The following is a 13,968-nucleotide window of genomic DNA, read 5'->3' as shown; positions in this document are numbered from 1 at the left end:
TGGAAGACGGTCTGCGCTTTGCGATCCGCGAAGGCGGTCGTACCGTTGGTGCCGGCGTGGTAGCCAAGATCATCGAGTGATGGTCTGAAGTAAAAGCAAAAAGCCCCCGCTCAGCGGGGGCTTTTGTCTTTTGGTTGACAGTGGGGAAGCGCATCAGTAGAATTGCGCCTCCCTTGGACAGGCGTACCTGAAGTTGGGTGTGCCTGAAAACAGTTACTTGGAGTTTCTGGTCAAATGCAGAACCAACAGATTCGTATTCGGTTGAAGGCTTTTGACCATCGCCTGATCGATCAGTCTACCCAGGAAATCGTGGATACCGCGAAACGTACTGGGGCTCAGGTGCGTGGTCCGATCCCTTTGCCGACGCGCAAAGAGCGTTTTACTGTACTGATTTCTCCGCACGTCAACAAAGACGCGCGCGATCAGTATGAAATCCGTACCCATAAGCGGGTGCTGGATATCGTTCAGCCCACCGACAAAACTGTCGATGCGCTGATGAAGCTGGACCTTGCCGCTGGCGTTGAGGTTCAGATCAGCCTCGGCTGATAGCCCCAAAACGGGGGCTAAAGGTCGTGTAACGCCCTGTGTTGGGCGGCCATAGCGGGTAATAGCCCCGTGCACTCATGAGGTTTACAAAATGACTATTGGTTTAGTCGGCCGGAAATGCGGTATGACCCGCATTTTCACTGAAGATGGTGTTTCCATTCCGGTTACGGTTGTAGAAGTTGAACCGAACCGCGTCACTCAGGTTAAAACCCTGGAGACTGATGGCTATCAAGCTATTCAGATCACTGTGGGTGAGCGTCGCGCCAACCGCGTTACCAAGCCGATGGCTGGGCACTTTGCCAAAGCCAGTACTGCGGCTGGTCGCCAGGTCTGCGAATTCCGCATCGAAGACGGTTCCCAGTATGAAGCTGGGGCAGAGCTCACTGTAGCGCTGTTCGAAGCCGGTCAGAAGGTGGATGTAACTGGTCAATCCAAGGGTAAAGGCTTCGCCGGTACCATCAAGCGCTGGAATTTCCGCGGCCAGGACGCTACTCACGGTAACTCGGTATCCCACCGTGTACCCGGTTCCATCGGTCAGTGTCAGACCCCGGGCCGTGTATTCAAGGGCAAAAAGATGTCTGGTCACATGGGTGCCGAACAGGTAACCGTCCAGACTCTCGAGGTCGTTCGCGTAGACGCTGAGCGCAATCTGCTGCTCATCAAGGGCTCCGTGCCTGGCGCTACCGGCAGCGACGTCGTTGTTCGCCCGGCGGTCAAGGCCAAGGGTTAAGGGGGAGTTACCATGAATCTGAATGTAGCTGGTGCAAGTGCGATCGAAGTTTCCGATCTGACCTTTGCTACCGAGTTTAACGAGACCCTCGTTCACCAGGCCGTTGTTGCATACATGGCTGGTGCTCGTCAGGGTACCAAGCAGCAGAAGAACCGTTCCGACGTATCCGGTGGTGGCAAGAAGCCCTGGCGTCAGAAAGGCACCGGTCGCGCCCGTGCCGGTACTATCCGTAGCCCGATCTGGCGTTCCGGTGGTACCACTTTTGCTGCCCGTCCGCAAAATCACGAGCAGAAGCTGAACCGCAAGATGTATCGCGGTGCAATGCGCTCCATCCTGTCCGAACTGGTTCGCCTGGATCGTCTGGTGGTCGTCGAGAGCTTCTCTGTTGATGCACCGAAAACCAAGGCCCTGGCTGGCAAGCTGAAGGATCTCGATCTGCAGAACGTGCTGATCGTGACCGACGGCGTTGACGAGAACCTGTACCTGGCAGCGCGTAACCTGCCGCACGTCGACGTTCGCGACGTTCAAGGTTCTGACCCGGTTAGCCTGATCGCTTACGACAAGGTGCTGATCACCGTGCCTGCTGTTAAGAAGTTCGAGGAGATGCTGGGATGAACCAAGAGCGCATTTTCAAAGTACTGCTTGGCCCGCATGTTTCCGAGAAGGCAACCGTGCTGGCTGACAGCCAGAACCAGTTCGTGTTCAAAGTAGACACTACTGCGACCAAGCTGGAAATCAAGAAAGCCGTTGAGCAACTGTTCAACGTCAAGGTCAAGGCAGTTTCGACCTTGAATGTAAAAGGCAAGACCAAGCGAACCGTTCGCGGCCTGGGCAAGCGTAATGACTGGAAGAAGGCGTACGTTAGCCTGCAGCCCGGTCAAGACATCGACTTCGCCAGCGCTGAATAAGACAGGGGTACATCATGGCTATTGTTAAATGTAAACCTACTTCCGCTGGCCGCCGCTTCGTCGTCAAGGTCGTTAACGCTGACCTGCACAAAGGTGCTCCTTACGCACCTCTGGTAGAGAAGCAAGGCAAGTCTGGTGGTCGTAACAACAACGGCCGCATCACCACGCGTCATCGTGGGGGCGGTCATAAGCAGCACTACCGCATCGTGGACTTCCGTCGTAACAAGGACGGTATCCCCGCTGTAGTAGAGCGCGTAGAGTACGATCCGAATCGTACCGCTCATATTGCTCTGCTGAAGTATGCCGACGGTGAGCGTCGCTACATCATCGCCCCGAAAGGCGTTGTTGCTGGCGATCAACTGGTCTCTGGTGCTGATGCGCCGATCAAGGCCGGTAACACTCTGCCGCTGCGCAATATCCCGGTAGGTAGCACTATTCACGCGATCGAGCTGAAGCCTGGTAAAGGCGCTCAGGTAGCTCGCAGTGCCGGTGCCGCTGTCCAGCTGGTTGCTCGCGAAGGTGCCTACGTCACCGTTCGTCTGCGCTCTGGCGAAATGCGCAAAGTCCTCGGCGAATGCCGCGCGACTCTGGGTGAAGTGTCCAACGGTGAGCACAGTCTGCGCTCGCTGGGTAAGGCTGGTGCCAAGCGCTGGCGCGGTGTTCGTCCGACCGTTCGTGGTGTTGCCATGAACCCGGTAGATCACCCGCATGGTGGTGGTGAAGGTCGTACCTCCGGTGGTCGTCATCCGGTTTCCCCGTGGGGCTTCCCGACCAAGGGTGCCAAGACTCGGTCCAACAAGCGCACTGACAAGATGATTGTCCGTCGCCGCAGCAAGTAATTAGAGGGGATACGACAGTGCCGCGTTCTCTGAAGAAAGGTCCTTTTATCGATCTTCACCTGTTGAAGAAGGTCGAAGTGGCAGTAGAAAAGAACGACCGTAAGCCGATCAAGACCTGGTCGCGCCGTTCCATGATTCTGCCGCAGATGGTCGGTCTGACCATCGCTGTACACAACGGTCGTCAGCATGTGCCGGTTATCGTTACCGAAGACATGGTCGGTCACAAGTTGGGCGAATTCTCTGCTACGCGTACCTACCGTGGTCACGCTGCAGACAAGAAAGCCAAGCGCTAAGGGGTTAGAAGATGGAAGTAGCCGCTACTCATAAGGGCGCCCGACTCTCTGCCCAGAAAGCGCGTTTGGTCGCCGACCAGATCCGCGGTAAGAAGGTGGATGAGGCCCTGAACCTGCTGGCATTCAGCAACAAGAAGGCCGCTGCCGTCATCAAGAAAGTGCTGGAATCGGCTATTGCCAACGCCGAGCACAATGATGGCGCAGACGTGGATGACCTGAAGGTCTCCACCGTGTTTGTCAACGAAGGTCGCTCTCTGAAGCGCATCATGCCGCGTGCCAAAGGCCGTGCTGATCGCATCATCAAGCGGTCTTGCCACATCACGGTCAAGGTTGCTGACAAGTAGGAGTCGATCAAATGGGTCAGAAAGTACATCCGGTAGGCATTCGCCTCGGTATCGTTAAAGAACACACTTCGGTGTGGTACGCAGATGGCCGCAACTATGCGGACTATCTGAACACTGACCTGAAGGTACGTGCGTACATTCAGGACAAACTGAAAAGTGCCTCTGTCAGCCGCGTTGACATTCAGCGCCCGGCTCAGACTGCCCGCATTACCATTCACACTGCTCGTCCGGGCATCGTGATTGGCAAGAAGGGTGAGGACGTTGAAAAGCTGCGTCAGGAACTGACCAGCCAGATGGGCGTGCCGGTGCATATCAACATCGAAGAGATCCGCAAGCCGGAACTCGACGGTGCTCTGGTAGCACAGAGCGTTGCTCAGCAGCTCGAGCGTCGTGTGATGTTCCGTCGCGCCATGAAGCGTGCCGTACAGAACGCCATGCGCATCGGTGCAAAGGGCATCAAGATCCAGGTTAGCGGCCGTCTTGGCGGCGCCGAGATCGCCCGTACCGAATGGTACCGCGAAGGTCGTGTGCCGCTGCACACCCTGCGTGCCGACATTGACTACGCGACGGCTGAAGCCCACACCACCTACGGTGTGATCGGTGTGAAGGTTTGGATCTTCAAGGGTGAGATCATTGGTGGTCTCCAGGAAGAAACCAAAGCCGTCGCAGCCAAGAAAAAAGCTGCTAAGTAAGGGGTACGCACATGTTACAACCTAAGCGTACGAAGTTCCGCAAGCAGATGACCGGCCACAACCGTGGTCTGGCGCATCGTGGTAGCAAAGTGAGCTTCGGTGAGTTCGCTCTCAAAGCCGTAAGTCGTGGTCGTCTGACTGCTCGTCAGATTGAAGCGGCTCGTCGCGCCCTGACCCGTCACGTTAAGCGTGGCGGTAAGATCTGGATCCGGGTCTTCCCGGACAAGCCCATCTCCAAGAAGCCTCTTGAAGTACGTATGGGTAAAGGTAAGGGTAACGTCGAGTACTGGGTAGCCCAGATTCGTCCGGGTAAGGTCCTTTACGAGATTGAAGGTGTTTCCGAAGAGCTGGCCCGCGAAGCATTCGCACTGGCCGCAGCCAAGCTGCCTCTCGCTACCACCTTTGTTAAGCGGACGGTGATGTAATGAAAGCGACAGAACTTCGTGAAAAATCTGCTGAGCAGCTGAACGAACAGCTGCTCACCCTGCTGCGCGATCAGTTCAACCTGCGCATGCAGAAAGCAACCGGTCAGCTCGGTCAAACGCATCTGCTGAACCAGGTAAAGCGCGACATCGCTCGCGTCAAGACCGTGCTCAATCAGAAAGGTGGTAACTGATCATGGCCGAGAACAAAACAGTTCGTACCGTTACTGGCCGTGTTGTCAGTGACAAGATGGATAAAACCATCACTGTGCTCATCGAGCGTCAGGAAAAGCACCCACTGTACGGTAAGTACGTGAAGCGCTCTACCAAGCTCAAGGCGCACGACGAGAACAACGAATGCCGCATCGGCGATCTGGTGACCATTCGTGAGACCCGCCCCTTGGCCAAAACCAAGAGCTGGGCCCTGGTTCAGATCGACGAGCGCGCGGCGCAAGTTTAAGCCCGCGCAACTTAGCGGATTATTTAAGGGTCGGAGAAAGTTATGATTCAGACTCAATCCATGCTGGATGTGGCTGACAACAGTGGTGCACGTCGCGTTATGTGTATCAAGGTTCTGGGCGGTTCTCACCGTCGCTACGCCGGCATTGGCGATATCATCAAGGTGACCGTGAAGGAAGCGATTCCGCGCGGCAAAGTAAAGAAAGGCCAGGTGCTCAACGCGGTCATCGTGCGTACCCGTCACGGCGTACGCCGTACTGACGGTTCGCTGATCCGTTTCGATGGCAACGCTGCCGTTCTGCTCAATAACAAGAATGAGCCGATCGGTACCCGCATCTTTGGGCCGGTGACTCGTGAGCTGCGTAACGAGCAGTTCATGAAGATCGTTTCCCTCGCGCCCGAAGTGCTGTAAGGAGCCCGGTCATGCAAAAGATCAAACGCGACGACGACGTAATCGTCATTGCCGGTAAAGACAAGGGCAAGCGTGGCAAAGTCCTGAAAGTTGGTGACGATGCCCGCCTGCTGGTTTCCGGTGTCAACATTATCAAGCGCCACACCAAGCCGAATCCTATGGCTGGTGCTCAGGGCGGTATTGTTGAGAAGGAGGCGCCGATCCACGTCTCCAACGTGGCAATCTTCAACCCCGAGACCAACAAAGCCGATCGCGTCGGCTTCAAGGTCGAAGACGGTAAGAAGGTTCGTATTTTCAAGTCGACCCAAAAAGCTGTCGACGCTTGAGAATCTAGGTGCTTACCATGGCGAGATTGAAAGAAACCTATCGCACTACCATCGCTCCGAAACTCCAGGCTGAACTGGGTCTGAATGCGATGGAAGTGCCGAAAATCACCAAGATCACCCTGAACATGGGTCTTGGCGAAGCTGTTGGTGACAAGAAAGTCATCGAGAACGCACTGGCTGACCTCGAGAAGATCACTGGCCGTAAAGGCATCGTGACCTACGCTCGCAAGTCCATTGCAGGCTTCAAGATTCGTGACGGCTGGCCGATTGGCGTTAAGGTTACCCTGCGCCGCGAGCAGATGTACGAATTCCTGGACCGTCTGCTGTCGATTTCCCTGCCGCGCGTTCGTGACTTCCGTGGTCTGAATGCCAAGTCCTTTGATGGTCGTGGCAACTACAGCATGGGCGTCAAGGAACAGATCATCTTCCCGGAAATCGATTACGATAAAATCGACGCCCTGCGTGGTCTGGACATTACCTTGACTACTACTGCGCGAACCGACGACGAAGGTCGTGCGCTGCTGCGCGCGTTCAACTTCCCGTTCCGTAACTAGGAGTCAGGACAATGGCAAAAGTCAGTATGAAGAACCGCGAAGCCAAGCGCGCTCGCCTGGTCGCCAAGTTTGCTGCTAAGCGTGCAGCTCTCAAGGAGACTATCGGCAACGTTAATGCTTCCGTCGAAGATCGCTGGGCAGCTCAAGTTGCCCTGCAGAAACTGCCGCGCGACTCTAGCCCGGTCCGTCAGCGTAACCGCTGCCGCGTTACCGGCCGTCCGCACGGCGTATACCGCAAGTTTGGTCTGAGCCGCATTAAGCTGCGTGAAGCAGCAATGCGCGGTGACGTTCCCGGCCTGGTCAAGGCCAGCTGGTAAACCAGACTTTTATTACTCAGTTTCAGGAGCACATAGCCCATGAGTATGCAGGACCCGTTGGCAGATATGCTGACCCGTATCCGTAATGCCCAGATGGCTGAGAAGTCCAGCGTCAGCATGCCTTCGGCAAAGCTGAAGGTGGCTGTCGCCAAGGTACTTAAGGAAGAAGGCTACGTTGCAAGCTACGAAGTAGTAGGCGACGTTAAGCCGACACTGTCTATCGAACTCAAGTACTTCGAAGGCAAGCCGGTAATTGAAGAGCTCAAGCGCGTAAGCCGTCCCGGCCTGCGCCAGTACAAGGCCGTTGACCAGCTTCCTAAGGTCAAGGGCGGTCTGGGCGTCTCCATCGTCTCCACCAATAAAGGTGTGATGACTGATCGCGCTGCTCGCGCTGCCGGTATCGGCGGCGAAGTTCTCTGCACCGTATTCTGATAGGGGGTCAACGATGTCTCGCGTCGCTAAGAACCCTGTCAAACTGCCGCAGGGTGTTGAAGTAAAACTGGAAGGTCAGGAACTGTCGATCAAGGGCGCCAAGGGCACTCTGAATCTGAACCTGCACCCGACTGTTGAAGTGGTTCAGGAAGACGGCGAGCTGCGTTTCGCAGCCCGTGCCGGCAGCCTGAACATGGCTATGGCCGGTACTACCCGCGCCCTGGTCAACAACATGGTTATCGGCGTCAGCCAAGGCTTCGAGCGCAAGCTGCAGCTGGTCGGTGTTGGTTACAAGGCTCAGGCAAAAGGTCAGGTTCTGAACCTGGCTCTGGGTTACTCCCACCCGATCGACTACCAGCTGCCTGAGGGCGTTTCTGCTGAAACCCCCAGCCAGACTGACATCATCATCAAAGGCATCGACAAGCAGCTGGTCGGCCAAGTAGCAGCGGAAATTCGTGATTTCCGTCGTCCGGAGCCCTATAAGGGCAAGGGTGTACGCTACGCCGATGAGGTAGTGCGTCGTAAAGAAGCTAAGAAGAAGTAGGGCATAGCAAATGAGCGATAAAAAAGTTATTCGTCTCCGTCGCGCTCGCCGTACGCGCCTGAAGCTGCGCGAACTGGAAGCCGTTCGTCTCTGCGTGCACCGCTCTTCGCAGCACATGTACGCGCAGGTTATCTCGGCAGATGGCAGCCAAGTGCTGGCCAGCGCCTCCACTCTGGATGCTGAACTGCGTGCTGGTAACACCGGCAACATGGAAGCAGCCAAGAAGGTAGGTCAGTTGGTTGCTGAGCGTGCCAAGGCCGCCGGTGTAACTCAGGTCGCCTTCGACCGTTCCGGCTTCAAGTACCATGGTCGCGTAAAAGCGCTGGCCGACGCCGCTCGTGAAGGCGGGCTGGAATTCTAAGGGTAGAGTTATGGCTAATTTCGATCAAAAGCGCGACGAAGGTTACATCGAGAAGCTGGTCCAGGTGAACCGCGTTGCCAAAGTAGTAAAAGGCGGCCGTATCTTCGCTTTCACTGCGCTGACCGTTGTCGGTGACGGCAAAGGTCGCGTAGGTTTCGGTCGCGGCAAGGCACGTGAAGTGCCTGCTGCGATCCAGAAAGCTATGGAAGCGGCTCGTCGTAACATGATCCAGGTTGATCTGGACGGTACCACTCTGCAGTACCCGGTTCGTGCAGCTCATGGCGCCTCCAAGGTGTTCATGCAGCCGGCCTCCGAAGGTACTGGTGTTATCGCCGGCGGTGCAATGCGCGCCGTTCTGGAAGCGGCTGGTGTACACAACGTACTGGCCAAGTGTTACGGCTCCACCAACCCGGTCAACGTCGTTCAGGCTACCTATAAGGGCCTGAAGTCGATGCAGTCTCCCGAGTCTGTAGCGGCCAAGCGCGGCAAGACCGTCGAAGACATCACGGGGTAAGCGGACATGGCAAACGCAAAAATCAAGGTGACTCTGTTCAAGAGCGTCGCTGGTCGTCTGCCGAAGCACCAGGCCTGCGTTAAAGGTCTGGGTCTGCGCCGCATCGGCCACACCGTCGAAGTCGAAGACACTCCGTCGGTTCGTGGGATGATCAATAAGGTCTCCTACATGGTTCGGGTAGAGGAATAAGACATGAAACTGAATGATCTGCGTTCCGCGCCGGGTGCACGCCGTGAAAAGCTGCGCGTCGGTCGTGGTATCGGTAGCGGTCTGGGTAAGACCGCTGGCCGCGGTCACAAGGGTCTGACCTCGCGTTCCGGTGGCACCGTTGCCCCCGGTTTCGAGGGTGGTCAGCAGCCGCTGCACCGTCGTCTGCCGAAGTTTGGCTTCACTTCCAAACTGGCTATGGTCACTGCTGAAATTCGCACCAGCGAACTGAACGCAGTCGACGCTGAGGTCATTGACCTGCAGGCGCTGAAAGATGCCAACGTAATTGGCAACAAGTTTGTACGAGCCAAGATCGTCCTGTCCGGCGACGTAACCAAAGCGGTTACCGTCAAAGGTCTGGCCGTCACCAAGGGTGCTCGTGCAGCGATCGAAGCAGCTGGTGGCAAGATCGAGGACTAAATGGCTAAGCAAGGCGCTCTTTCTGGAATGAATCAAGGTGGCTTGAGTGAACTCTGGGGGCGCCTGCGCTTTCTGTTCCTCGCGATCATCGTTTACCGTATCGGGGCGCATATTCCGGTTCCCGGGATAAACCCTGATCGTCTGGCCGATCTGTTCAATCAGAATTCAGAGACGATCCTTAGCCTGTTCAACATGTTCTCTGGCGGTGCTCTGGAGCGGATGAGTATTTTCGCTCTGGGCATCATGCCGTACATCTCTGCATCCATCATCATGCAGCTGATGACGGCGGTTACGCCGTCGCTGGAGCAGTTGAAGAAGGAAGGGGAGTCCGGTCGCCGGAAGATCAGTCAGTACACGCGTTATCTGACGCTGGTACTGGCCTTTATTCAAGCCATCGGTATGTCCGTTGGTCTGGCTAGTCAGGGCGTTGCGTTCGACACAGGGTTTAGCTTCTATTTTGTAGCGGTTACGACCTTTGTTGCTGGTGCGATGTTCATGATGTGGCTCGGTGAACAGATCACCGAGCGGGGTGTCGGTAACGGCATCTCGATGCTGATCTTCGCCGGCATTGTTGCCGGTTTGCCGGCAGCCATTGGTCAGTCCTTTGAAGGTGCTCGTTTGGGCACCATCAACATCTTCGCGCTTATTGGCGTTGGCCTCGTTGCTATCGCCATGATCGCGTTCGTCGTATTCGTCGAGCGTGGCCAGCGCAGGATCACGGTCAACTATGCCAAGCGTCAGCAAGGTCGCAAGGTGTTTGCCGCACAGACCAGTCATTTGCCCCTCAAGGTCAACATGGCGGGTGTGATTCCGGCGATCTTTGCCAGCAGTATCCTGTTGTTCCCGGCGTCGCTGGGTACCTGGTTCGCCCAGGGCGACAACATGGAGTGGCTGCAGACTCTGGCTCAGGCTATTGGACCGGGTAAGCCGCTGAATATCATTCTGTTTAGTGCAGGGATCATTTTCTTCTGCTTCTTCTATACAGCGTTGATGTTCAACCCCAAGGATGTTGCGGAAAACCTCAAGAAGTCCGGTGCGTTCATTCCGGGCATTCGTCCCGGTGAGCAATCGGCTCGTTACATTGATAGCGTGCTGACTCGTCTCACTCTGTTCGGTGCTCTGTATATGACCGCGGTCTGTTTGTTGCCGCAGTTCCTGGTGGTATCGGCGAATGTGCCCTTCTACCTGGGTGGGACTTCACTGTTGATCGTTGTAGTGGTTGTTATGGACTTCATGTCCCAAGTACAATCGCACCTCGTTTCTCAGCAGTACGAGTCTCTTTTGAAGAAATCTAACCTGAAAGGTTACGGCAGCGGCATGATCCGCTGAGTATTCGGGTTATAGGAGTCGGCTATGAAAGTTGCAGCATCAGTCAAGAAGCTTTGCCGTAACTGCAAGGTTATCCGTCGCAACGGTTGCGTACGTGTAATTTGCAGTGCTGAGCCCCGTCATAAGCAGCGCCAGGGTTAATTCCCGGTTCTGAATTAAGACTACGTCTCAGGATAACCGCCACCTGGCCAAATTTTGGTCAGGTGGTTGAATTTTGTTTTTGTTAGCGCTACCCTACCGCACCCTTTTTCGAGCAACCTCTTTGGGTTGAGTCAGGTAGCTGTCAGACGGAGTAAATTGGATGGCCCGTATTGCAGGCGTCAACATCCCGGATAACAAACACACTGTTATCTCTCTGACCTATATCTTTGGTATCGGTCAGACCAAGGCACAACAGATCTGTGCCGCCACTGGCATTGCGCCCAGTGTCAAGATCAAGGATCTGAGTGAAGAGCAGATTGATACCCTGCGCAATGAAGTCGCCAAGAGCACTACTGAAGGCGATCTGCGCCGCGCGATCAACATGAACGTCAAGCGCCTCATGGATCTCGGCTGCTATCGTGGCCTGCGTCACCGTCGTGGCCTCCCGGTCCACGGTCAGCGCACCAAGACCAATGCCCGCACCCGTAAGGGTCCGCGCAAGCCGATCCGTAAGTAATTGCGAGGGAATCTACAGATATGGCTAAGCCAGCTGCTCGTGTACGTAAAAAAGTAAAAAAGACAGTCGTTGATGGGGTTGCCCACATCCACGCGTCTTTCAATAACACCATCATCACCATCACTGACCGTCAGGGTAACGCCCTGAGCTGGGCAACTTCCGGCGGCTCCGGCTTCCGTGGTTCCCGTAAGAGCACTCCGTTCGCTGCCCAGGTAGCTGCTGAGCGCGCCGGTCAGGCTGCTCTTGAGTATGGCCTGAAGAACCTCGACGTTTGCGTTAAAGGCCCCGGCCCGGGTCGTGAGTCGGCAGTTCGTGCGCTGAATGCTTGTGGTTACAAGATCAGCAGCATCACCGATGTCACCCCTATTCCCCACAACGGCTGCCGCCCGCCCAAGAAGCGTCGCGTTTAATCAGGAGACGGTAAAATGGCTCGTTATATTGGTCCCAAGTGCAAGCTGTCTCGTCGCGAAGGTACTGACCTGTTCCTGAAAAGCGGCGTGCGCGCTCTCGACTCTAAGTGCAAACTGGAAACGCCTCCGGGTGTTCACGGTCAGCGCCGCGGTCGTCTTTCAGAATACGGTACTCAGCTGCGCGAGAAGCAGAAGGTCCGTCGTATGTATGGCGTTCTTGAGCGTCAGTTCCGCAACTATTACAAGGAAGCTGCCCGTCTGAAGGGCGCTACCGGTGAGAACCTGCTGCAACTGCTCGAGCGTCGTCTGGACAACGTTGTATACCGCATGGGTTTTGGTGCTACTCGCGCTGAAGCACGTCAGCTGGTATCTCACAAGTCCATCAGCGTTAATGGCAAGACTGTCAATATCGCGTCTTACCTGGTTTCCCCGGGTGACGTAGTTGCTGTCCGTGAAAAGGCCAAGAACCAGCTGCGCATCAACAGCGCTCTGGAACAGGCTGCTCAGCGCGGTGGTGCGGAGTGGGTTGAAGTAGACGCCGGCAAGAAAGAAGGTGTCTTCAAAGCCCTGCCTGCACGCAGCGACCTGTACGCCGACATCAACGAAAACCTGATCGTCGAGCTGTACTCCAAGTAAGCGACAGACAGCATAAAGGTGCCCCACATGCAGAGTTCGGTTACCGAGTTTCTAACTCCGCGTCACATTGACGTTCAGGAAACTTCGCCCACGCGCGCCAAGATCACTCTTGAGCCGCTGGAGCGTGGTTTCGGTCACACCCTGGGCAATGCGCTTCGTCGCATTCTGCTCTCGTCCATGCCCGGCTGTGCCGTGGTAGAGGCCGAAATCGACGGCGTGCTGCACGAGTACAGCGCCATCGAAGGCGTTCAGGAAGACGTCATCGAGATCCTGCTCAACCTGAAAGGGTTGGCGATCAACATGCACGGTCGCGACCAGGTAACCCTGAACCTTTCCAAGAAAGGCCCGGGCGTTGTTACTGCCGCTGACATCCAGCTGGACCACGAAGTCGAAATCGTCAACCCGGAACACGTGATTGCCACGCTGTCCGACAATGGCGAACTGAACATGAAGCTCACCGTAGCTCGTGGTCGTGGTTATGAGCCGGCCGACGCGCGTCAGTCCGATGAGGACGAGACTCGCTCTATCGGTCGTCTGCAGCTGGACGCCACTTACACCCCCGTGCGCCGCGTTGCGTACGTGGTTGAAAGTGCGCGTGTTGAGCAGCGTACCAACCTGGACAAGCTGGTCATCGATCTCGAGACCAACGGTACCCTGGACCCGGAAGAGGCGATTCGTCGCGCTGCAACCATTCTCCAACAGCAACTGGCTGCCTTCGTTGATCTGAAGGGTGACCAGGAGCCGGTGGTAGAGCAGCAGGAAGATGAGATTGACCCGATTCTGCTGCGCCCGGTGGACGATCTTGAGCTGACTGTCCGTTCGGCCAACTGCCTGAAGGCTGAAAATATCTATTACATTGGCGATCTGATCCAGCGTACCGAAGTAGAGCTGCTGAAGACCCCGAACCTGGGCAAGAAGTCTCTGACCGAGATCAAAGACGTTCTGGCCTCTCGTGGTCTGTCTCTGGGTATGCGTTTGGACAACTGGCCGCCTGCAAGCTTGAAGAAGGACGATAAGGTTTCGGCCTGATCGTCTCGACACCGAGGAATTGAGAGATGCGTCATCGTAAAAGTGGTCGTCACCTGAGTCGGACCAGCGCACACCGCAAGGCTATGTTCCAGAACATGGCTGTGTCGTTGTTCGAGAATGAACTGATCAAAACTACTCTGCCGAAAGCCAAGGAGCTGCGTCGCGTTGCCGAGCCGCTGATCACCCTGGCCAAGGAAGACACCGTTGCCAATCGTCGTCTGGCGTTTGACCGTACTCGCAGCAAGTCTGCAGTGGGCAAACTGTTCAACGATCTGGGCAAGCGTTACGCGACCCGTCCGGGTGGCTACGTTCGCATCCTGAAGTGCGGCTTCCGCGCTGGCGATGCTGCCCCGATGGCTTACGTTGAGCTGGTTGACCGCCCTGAAGCGGCTGCAGCTGAAGAGTAAGTATCAGGCTCTACAAAAGAACCGGCTTCGGCCGGTTTTTTTGTGTCCGCGATTTGGTGCTTGTTGGGGCGTTGGTGGCTTCGCCGCCCCTTGCGGGTGCAGTTACCCAGCTGCGATCTGCTGCGATGGCCAGTTGCCGCCAGGGTTTAAGATGTTTTACGTCTGTAAATAAAGTTGCA

28 protein-coding genes and 1 pseudogene are annotated in these 13,968 nt (G+C 56.0%); all 29 read left to right on the top strand.

Annotation, left to right across the window (positions count from 1 at the left end):
* Positions 1-80 (top strand): annotated as a pseudogene (locus AAFM31_RS14975) (elongation factor Tu); the annotation flags it as partial.
* Positions 81-234: 154 nt separating this feature from the next.
* Positions 235-546, top strand: a complete 312-nt coding sequence (rpsJ, locus tag AAFM31_RS14970) for a 30S ribosomal protein S10 (protein WP_044501102.1) — start codon at positions 235-237, stop codon at positions 544-546.
* A gap of 91 nt (positions 547-637) precedes the next feature.
* Positions 638-1,276: a 50S ribosomal protein L3 gene (rplC, locus tag AAFM31_RS14965; RefSeq protein ID WP_104739441.1), complete on the top strand. Its 639-nt coding sequence runs from the start codon at positions 638-640 to the stop codon at positions 1,274-1,276.
* A 12-nt stretch (positions 1,277-1,288) separates the two neighbouring features.
* The gene (gene rplD / locus AAFM31_RS14960; protein WP_341708722.1) at positions 1,289-1,891 is read left to right on the top strand and encodes a 50S ribosomal protein L4; all 603 of its coding nucleotides are present in this window, start codon (positions 1,289-1,291) and stop codon (positions 1,889-1,891) included.
* Entirely contained in the window at positions 1,888-2,184 is a 297-nt protein-coding gene (gene rplW, locus AAFM31_RS14955; RefSeq protein WP_104739443.1) for a 50S ribosomal protein L23, read from the top strand. The genes rplD and rplW overlap by 4 nt, the downstream gene beginning before the upstream one ends.
* A 14-nt stretch (positions 2,185-2,198) precedes the next feature.
* Positions 2,199-3,023, top strand: a complete 825-nt coding sequence (gene rplB / locus AAFM31_RS14950; protein ID WP_088277341.1) for a 50S ribosomal protein L2 — start codon at positions 2,199-2,201, stop codon at positions 3,021-3,023.
* A gap of 17 nt (positions 3,024-3,040) precedes the next feature.
* The gene (rpsS, locus tag AAFM31_RS14945) at positions 3,041-3,316 is read left to right on the top strand and encodes a 30S ribosomal protein S19 (protein WP_088277343.1); all 276 of its coding nucleotides are present in this window, start codon (positions 3,041-3,043) and stop codon (positions 3,314-3,316) included.
* A gap of 11 nt (positions 3,317-3,327) precedes the next feature.
* Positions 3,328-3,660, top strand: coding sequence for a 50S ribosomal protein L22 (gene rplV, locus AAFM31_RS14940; protein WP_065335991.1), 333 nt, complete (start codon positions 3,328-3,330; stop codon positions 3,658-3,660).
* An 11-nt stretch (positions 3,661-3,671) separates the two neighbouring features.
* Entirely contained in the window at positions 3,672-4,352 is a 681-nt protein-coding gene (gene rpsC, locus AAFM31_RS14935) for a 30S ribosomal protein S3 (RefSeq protein ID WP_088277347.1), read from the top strand.
* Between the two features lie 11 nt (positions 4,353-4,363).
* Positions 4,364-4,777, top strand: a complete 414-nt coding sequence (rplP, locus tag AAFM31_RS14930) for a 50S ribosomal protein L16 (RefSeq protein ID WP_088277349.1) — start codon at positions 4,364-4,366, stop codon at positions 4,775-4,777.
* Complete coding sequence (gene rpmC / locus AAFM31_RS14925; protein WP_083728635.1) at positions 4,777-4,968, top strand: 50S ribosomal protein L29; 192 nt, start codon at positions 4,777-4,779, stop codon at positions 4,966-4,968. Before rplP ends, rpmC begins: the two co-directional genes overlap by 1 nt.
* A 2-nt stretch (positions 4,969-4,970) precedes the next feature.
* The gene (gene rpsQ / locus AAFM31_RS14920; protein ID WP_104739447.1) at positions 4,971-5,234 is read left to right on the top strand and encodes a 30S ribosomal protein S17; all 264 of its coding nucleotides are present in this window, start codon (positions 4,971-4,973) and stop codon (positions 5,232-5,234) included.
* 42 nt (positions 5,235-5,276) lie between these two features.
* Positions 5,277-5,645, top strand: coding sequence for a 50S ribosomal protein L14 (rplN, locus tag AAFM31_RS14915; protein ID WP_088277353.1), 369 nt, complete (start codon positions 5,277-5,279; stop codon positions 5,643-5,645).
* Positions 5,646-5,656: 11 nt separating this feature from the next.
* A complete protein-coding gene (gene rplX / locus AAFM31_RS14910) occupies positions 5,657-5,971 on the top strand; it encodes a 50S ribosomal protein L24 (RefSeq protein ID WP_088277355.1) in 315 nt (104 codons plus the stop codon).
* A gap of 17 nt (positions 5,972-5,988) precedes the next feature.
* A complete protein-coding gene (rplE, locus tag AAFM31_RS14905) occupies positions 5,989-6,525 on the top strand; it encodes a 50S ribosomal protein L5 (RefSeq protein ID WP_088277357.1) in 537 nt (178 codons plus the stop codon).
* A gap of 11 nt (positions 6,526-6,536) precedes the next feature.
* A complete protein-coding gene (gene rpsN, locus AAFM31_RS14900) occupies positions 6,537-6,842 on the top strand; it encodes a 30S ribosomal protein S14 (RefSeq protein ID WP_341708718.1) in 306 nt (101 codons plus the stop codon).
* A gap of 39 nt (positions 6,843-6,881) precedes the next feature.
* A complete protein-coding gene (gene rpsH, locus AAFM31_RS14895) occupies positions 6,882-7,274 on the top strand; it encodes a 30S ribosomal protein S8 (RefSeq protein WP_088277361.1) in 393 nt (130 codons plus the stop codon).
* Positions 7,275-7,287: 13 nt separating this feature from the next.
* A complete protein-coding gene (gene rplF, locus AAFM31_RS14890; RefSeq protein ID WP_341708717.1) occupies positions 7,288-7,818 on the top strand; it encodes a 50S ribosomal protein L6 in 531 nt (176 codons plus the stop codon).
* Positions 7,819-7,828: 10 nt separating this feature from the next.
* The gene (rplR, locus tag AAFM31_RS14885; protein ID WP_341708716.1) at positions 7,829-8,179 is read left to right on the top strand and encodes a 50S ribosomal protein L18; all 351 of its coding nucleotides are present in this window, start codon (positions 7,829-7,831) and stop codon (positions 8,177-8,179) included.
* Between the two features lie 10 nt (positions 8,180-8,189).
* Positions 8,190-8,693 (top strand): 30S ribosomal protein S5, encoded by a 504-nt coding sequence (gene rpsE / locus AAFM31_RS14880; protein ID WP_083728626.1) that lies wholly within the window; start codon positions 8,190-8,192, stop codon positions 8,691-8,693.
* 6 nt (positions 8,694-8,699) lie between these two features.
* Complete coding sequence (gene rpmD / locus AAFM31_RS14875; protein WP_088277367.1) at positions 8,700-8,882, top strand: 50S ribosomal protein L30; 183 nt, start codon at positions 8,700-8,702, stop codon at positions 8,880-8,882.
* A 3-nt stretch (positions 8,883-8,885) separates the two neighbouring features.
* Complete coding sequence (gene rplO / locus AAFM31_RS14870; protein ID WP_088277369.1) at positions 8,886-9,320, top strand: 50S ribosomal protein L15; 435 nt, start codon at positions 8,886-8,888, stop codon at positions 9,318-9,320.
* Positions 9,321-10,649, top strand: coding sequence for a preprotein translocase subunit SecY (gene secY, locus AAFM31_RS14865; RefSeq protein ID WP_341708714.1), 1,329 nt, complete (start codon positions 9,321-9,323; stop codon positions 10,647-10,649). It abuts the gene before it with no gap.
* 24 nt (positions 10,650-10,673) lie between these two features.
* Entirely contained in the window at positions 10,674-10,790 is a 117-nt protein-coding gene (gene rpmJ / locus AAFM31_RS14860; RefSeq protein ID WP_088277373.1) for a 50S ribosomal protein L36, read from the top strand.
* A gap of 160 nt (positions 10,791-10,950) precedes the next feature.
* Complete coding sequence (rpsM, locus tag AAFM31_RS14855) at positions 10,951-11,307, top strand: 30S ribosomal protein S13 (protein WP_096006250.1); 357 nt, start codon at positions 10,951-10,953, stop codon at positions 11,305-11,307.
* 20 nt (positions 11,308-11,327) lie between these two features.
* Positions 11,328-11,717 carry a 30S ribosomal protein S11 gene (gene rpsK, locus AAFM31_RS14850; RefSeq protein ID WP_080048700.1) on the top strand — a complete coding sequence of 130 codons (390 nt, stop codon included), beginning with the start codon at positions 11,328-11,330 and terminating at the stop codon, positions 11,715-11,717.
* 15 nt (positions 11,718-11,732) lie between these two features.
* Entirely contained in the window at positions 11,733-12,353 is a 621-nt protein-coding gene (gene rpsD / locus AAFM31_RS14845) for a 30S ribosomal protein S4 (RefSeq protein ID WP_088277377.1), read from the top strand.
* A gap of 27 nt (positions 12,354-12,380) precedes the next feature.
* Positions 12,381-13,382, top strand: a complete 1,002-nt coding sequence (gene rpoA / locus AAFM31_RS14840) for a DNA-directed RNA polymerase subunit alpha (RefSeq protein WP_104739454.1) — start codon at positions 12,381-12,383, stop codon at positions 13,380-13,382.
* 26 nt (positions 13,383-13,408) lie between these two features.
* Positions 13,409-13,789, top strand: coding sequence for a 50S ribosomal protein L17 (rplQ, locus tag AAFM31_RS14835; RefSeq protein WP_321350191.1), 381 nt, complete (start codon positions 13,409-13,411; stop codon positions 13,787-13,789).
* Positions 13,790-13,968: the final 179 nt, after the last annotated feature.

Source organism: Halopseudomonas sp., from assembly GCF_038130085.1.
Taxonomy (GTDB): domain Bacteria; phylum Pseudomonadota; class Gammaproteobacteria; order Pseudomonadales; family Pseudomonadaceae; genus Halopseudomonas.
The sequence above is the reverse complement of the archived record's forward strand: the minus strand, read 5'-3'. Positions and strand labels throughout refer to the sequence as shown.

Excerpts from the sequence above, each read along its gene's own strand:
- rplC (WP_104739441.1), top strand. The coding sequence starts at position 638 with ATGACTATTGGTTTAGTCGGCCGGAAATGCGGTATGACCCGCATTTTC.
- rplX (WP_088277355.1), top strand. The coding sequence starts at position 5,657 with ATGCAAAAGATCAAACGCGACGACGACGTAATCGTCATTGCCGGTAAA.
- rpsN (WP_341708718.1), top strand. The coding sequence starts at position 6,537 with ATGGCAAAAGTCAGTATGAAGAACCGCGAAGCCAAGCGCGCTCGCCTG.
- rpsD (WP_088277377.1), top strand. The coding sequence starts at position 11,733 with ATGGCTCGTTATATTGGTCCCAAGTGCAAGCTGTCTCGTCGCGAAGGT.
- rplD (WP_341708722.1), top strand. The coding sequence starts at position 1,289 with ATGAATCTGAATGTAGCTGGTGCAAGTGCGATCGAAGTTTCCGATCTG.
- rplV (WP_065335991.1), top strand. The coding sequence starts at position 3,328 with ATGGAAGTAGCCGCTACTCATAAGGGCGCCCGACTCTCTGCCCAGAAA.
- secY (WP_341708714.1), top strand. The coding sequence starts at position 9,321 with ATGGCTAAGCAAGGCGCTCTTTCTGGAATGAATCAAGGTGGCTTGAGT.
- rpsK (WP_080048700.1), top strand. The coding sequence starts at position 11,328 with ATGGCTAAGCCAGCTGCTCGTGTACGTAAAAAAGTAAAAAAGACAGTC.
- rpmJ (WP_088277373.1), top strand. The coding sequence starts at position 10,674 with ATGAAAGTTGCAGCATCAGTCAAGAAGCTTTGCCGTAACTGCAAGGTT.
- rpsJ (WP_044501102.1), top strand. The coding sequence starts at position 235 with ATGCAGAACCAACAGATTCGTATTCGGTTGAAGGCTTTTGACCATCGC.
- rpsH (WP_088277361.1), top strand. The coding sequence starts at position 6,882 with ATGAGTATGCAGGACCCGTTGGCAGATATGCTGACCCGTATCCGTAAT.
- rplR (WP_341708716.1), top strand. The coding sequence starts at position 7,829 with ATGAGCGATAAAAAAGTTATTCGTCTCCGTCGCGCTCGCCGTACGCGC.
- rplP (WP_088277349.1), top strand. The coding sequence starts at position 4,364 with ATGTTACAACCTAAGCGTACGAAGTTCCGCAAGCAGATGACCGGCCAC.
- rplE (WP_088277357.1), top strand. The coding sequence starts at position 5,989 with ATGGCGAGATTGAAAGAAACCTATCGCACTACCATCGCTCCGAAACTC.
- rplF (WP_341708717.1), top strand. The coding sequence starts at position 7,288 with ATGTCTCGCGTCGCTAAGAACCCTGTCAAACTGCCGCAGGGTGTTGAA.
- rpsM (WP_096006250.1), top strand. The coding sequence starts at position 10,951 with ATGGCCCGTATTGCAGGCGTCAACATCCCGGATAACAAACACACTGTT.
- rpoA (WP_104739454.1), top strand. The coding sequence starts at position 12,381 with ATGCAGAGTTCGGTTACCGAGTTTCTAACTCCGCGTCACATTGACGTT.
- rplQ (WP_321350191.1), top strand. The coding sequence starts at position 13,409 with ATGCGTCATCGTAAAAGTGGTCGTCACCTGAGTCGGACCAGCGCACAC.
- rpsQ (WP_104739447.1), top strand. The coding sequence starts at position 4,971 with ATGGCCGAGAACAAAACAGTTCGTACCGTTACTGGCCGTGTTGTCAGT.
- rpsE (WP_083728626.1), top strand. The coding sequence starts at position 8,190 with ATGGCTAATTTCGATCAAAAGCGCGACGAAGGTTACATCGAGAAGCTG.
- rplB (WP_088277341.1), top strand. The coding sequence starts at position 2,199 with ATGGCTATTGTTAAATGTAAACCTACTTCCGCTGGCCGCCGCTTCGTC.
- rpmD (WP_088277367.1), top strand. The coding sequence starts at position 8,700 with ATGGCAAACGCAAAAATCAAGGTGACTCTGTTCAAGAGCGTCGCTGGT.
- rpmC (WP_083728635.1), top strand. The coding sequence starts at position 4,777 with ATGAAAGCGACAGAACTTCGTGAAAAATCTGCTGAGCAGCTGAACGAA.
- rplO (WP_088277369.1), top strand. The coding sequence starts at position 8,886 with ATGAAACTGAATGATCTGCGTTCCGCGCCGGGTGCACGCCGTGAAAAG.
- rplW (WP_104739443.1), top strand. The coding sequence starts at position 1,888 with ATGAACCAAGAGCGCATTTTCAAAGTACTGCTTGGCCCGCATGTTTCC.
- rpsC (WP_088277347.1), top strand. The coding sequence starts at position 3,672 with ATGGGTCAGAAAGTACATCCGGTAGGCATTCGCCTCGGTATCGTTAAA.
- rplN (WP_088277353.1), top strand. The coding sequence starts at position 5,277 with ATGATTCAGACTCAATCCATGCTGGATGTGGCTGACAACAGTGGTGCA.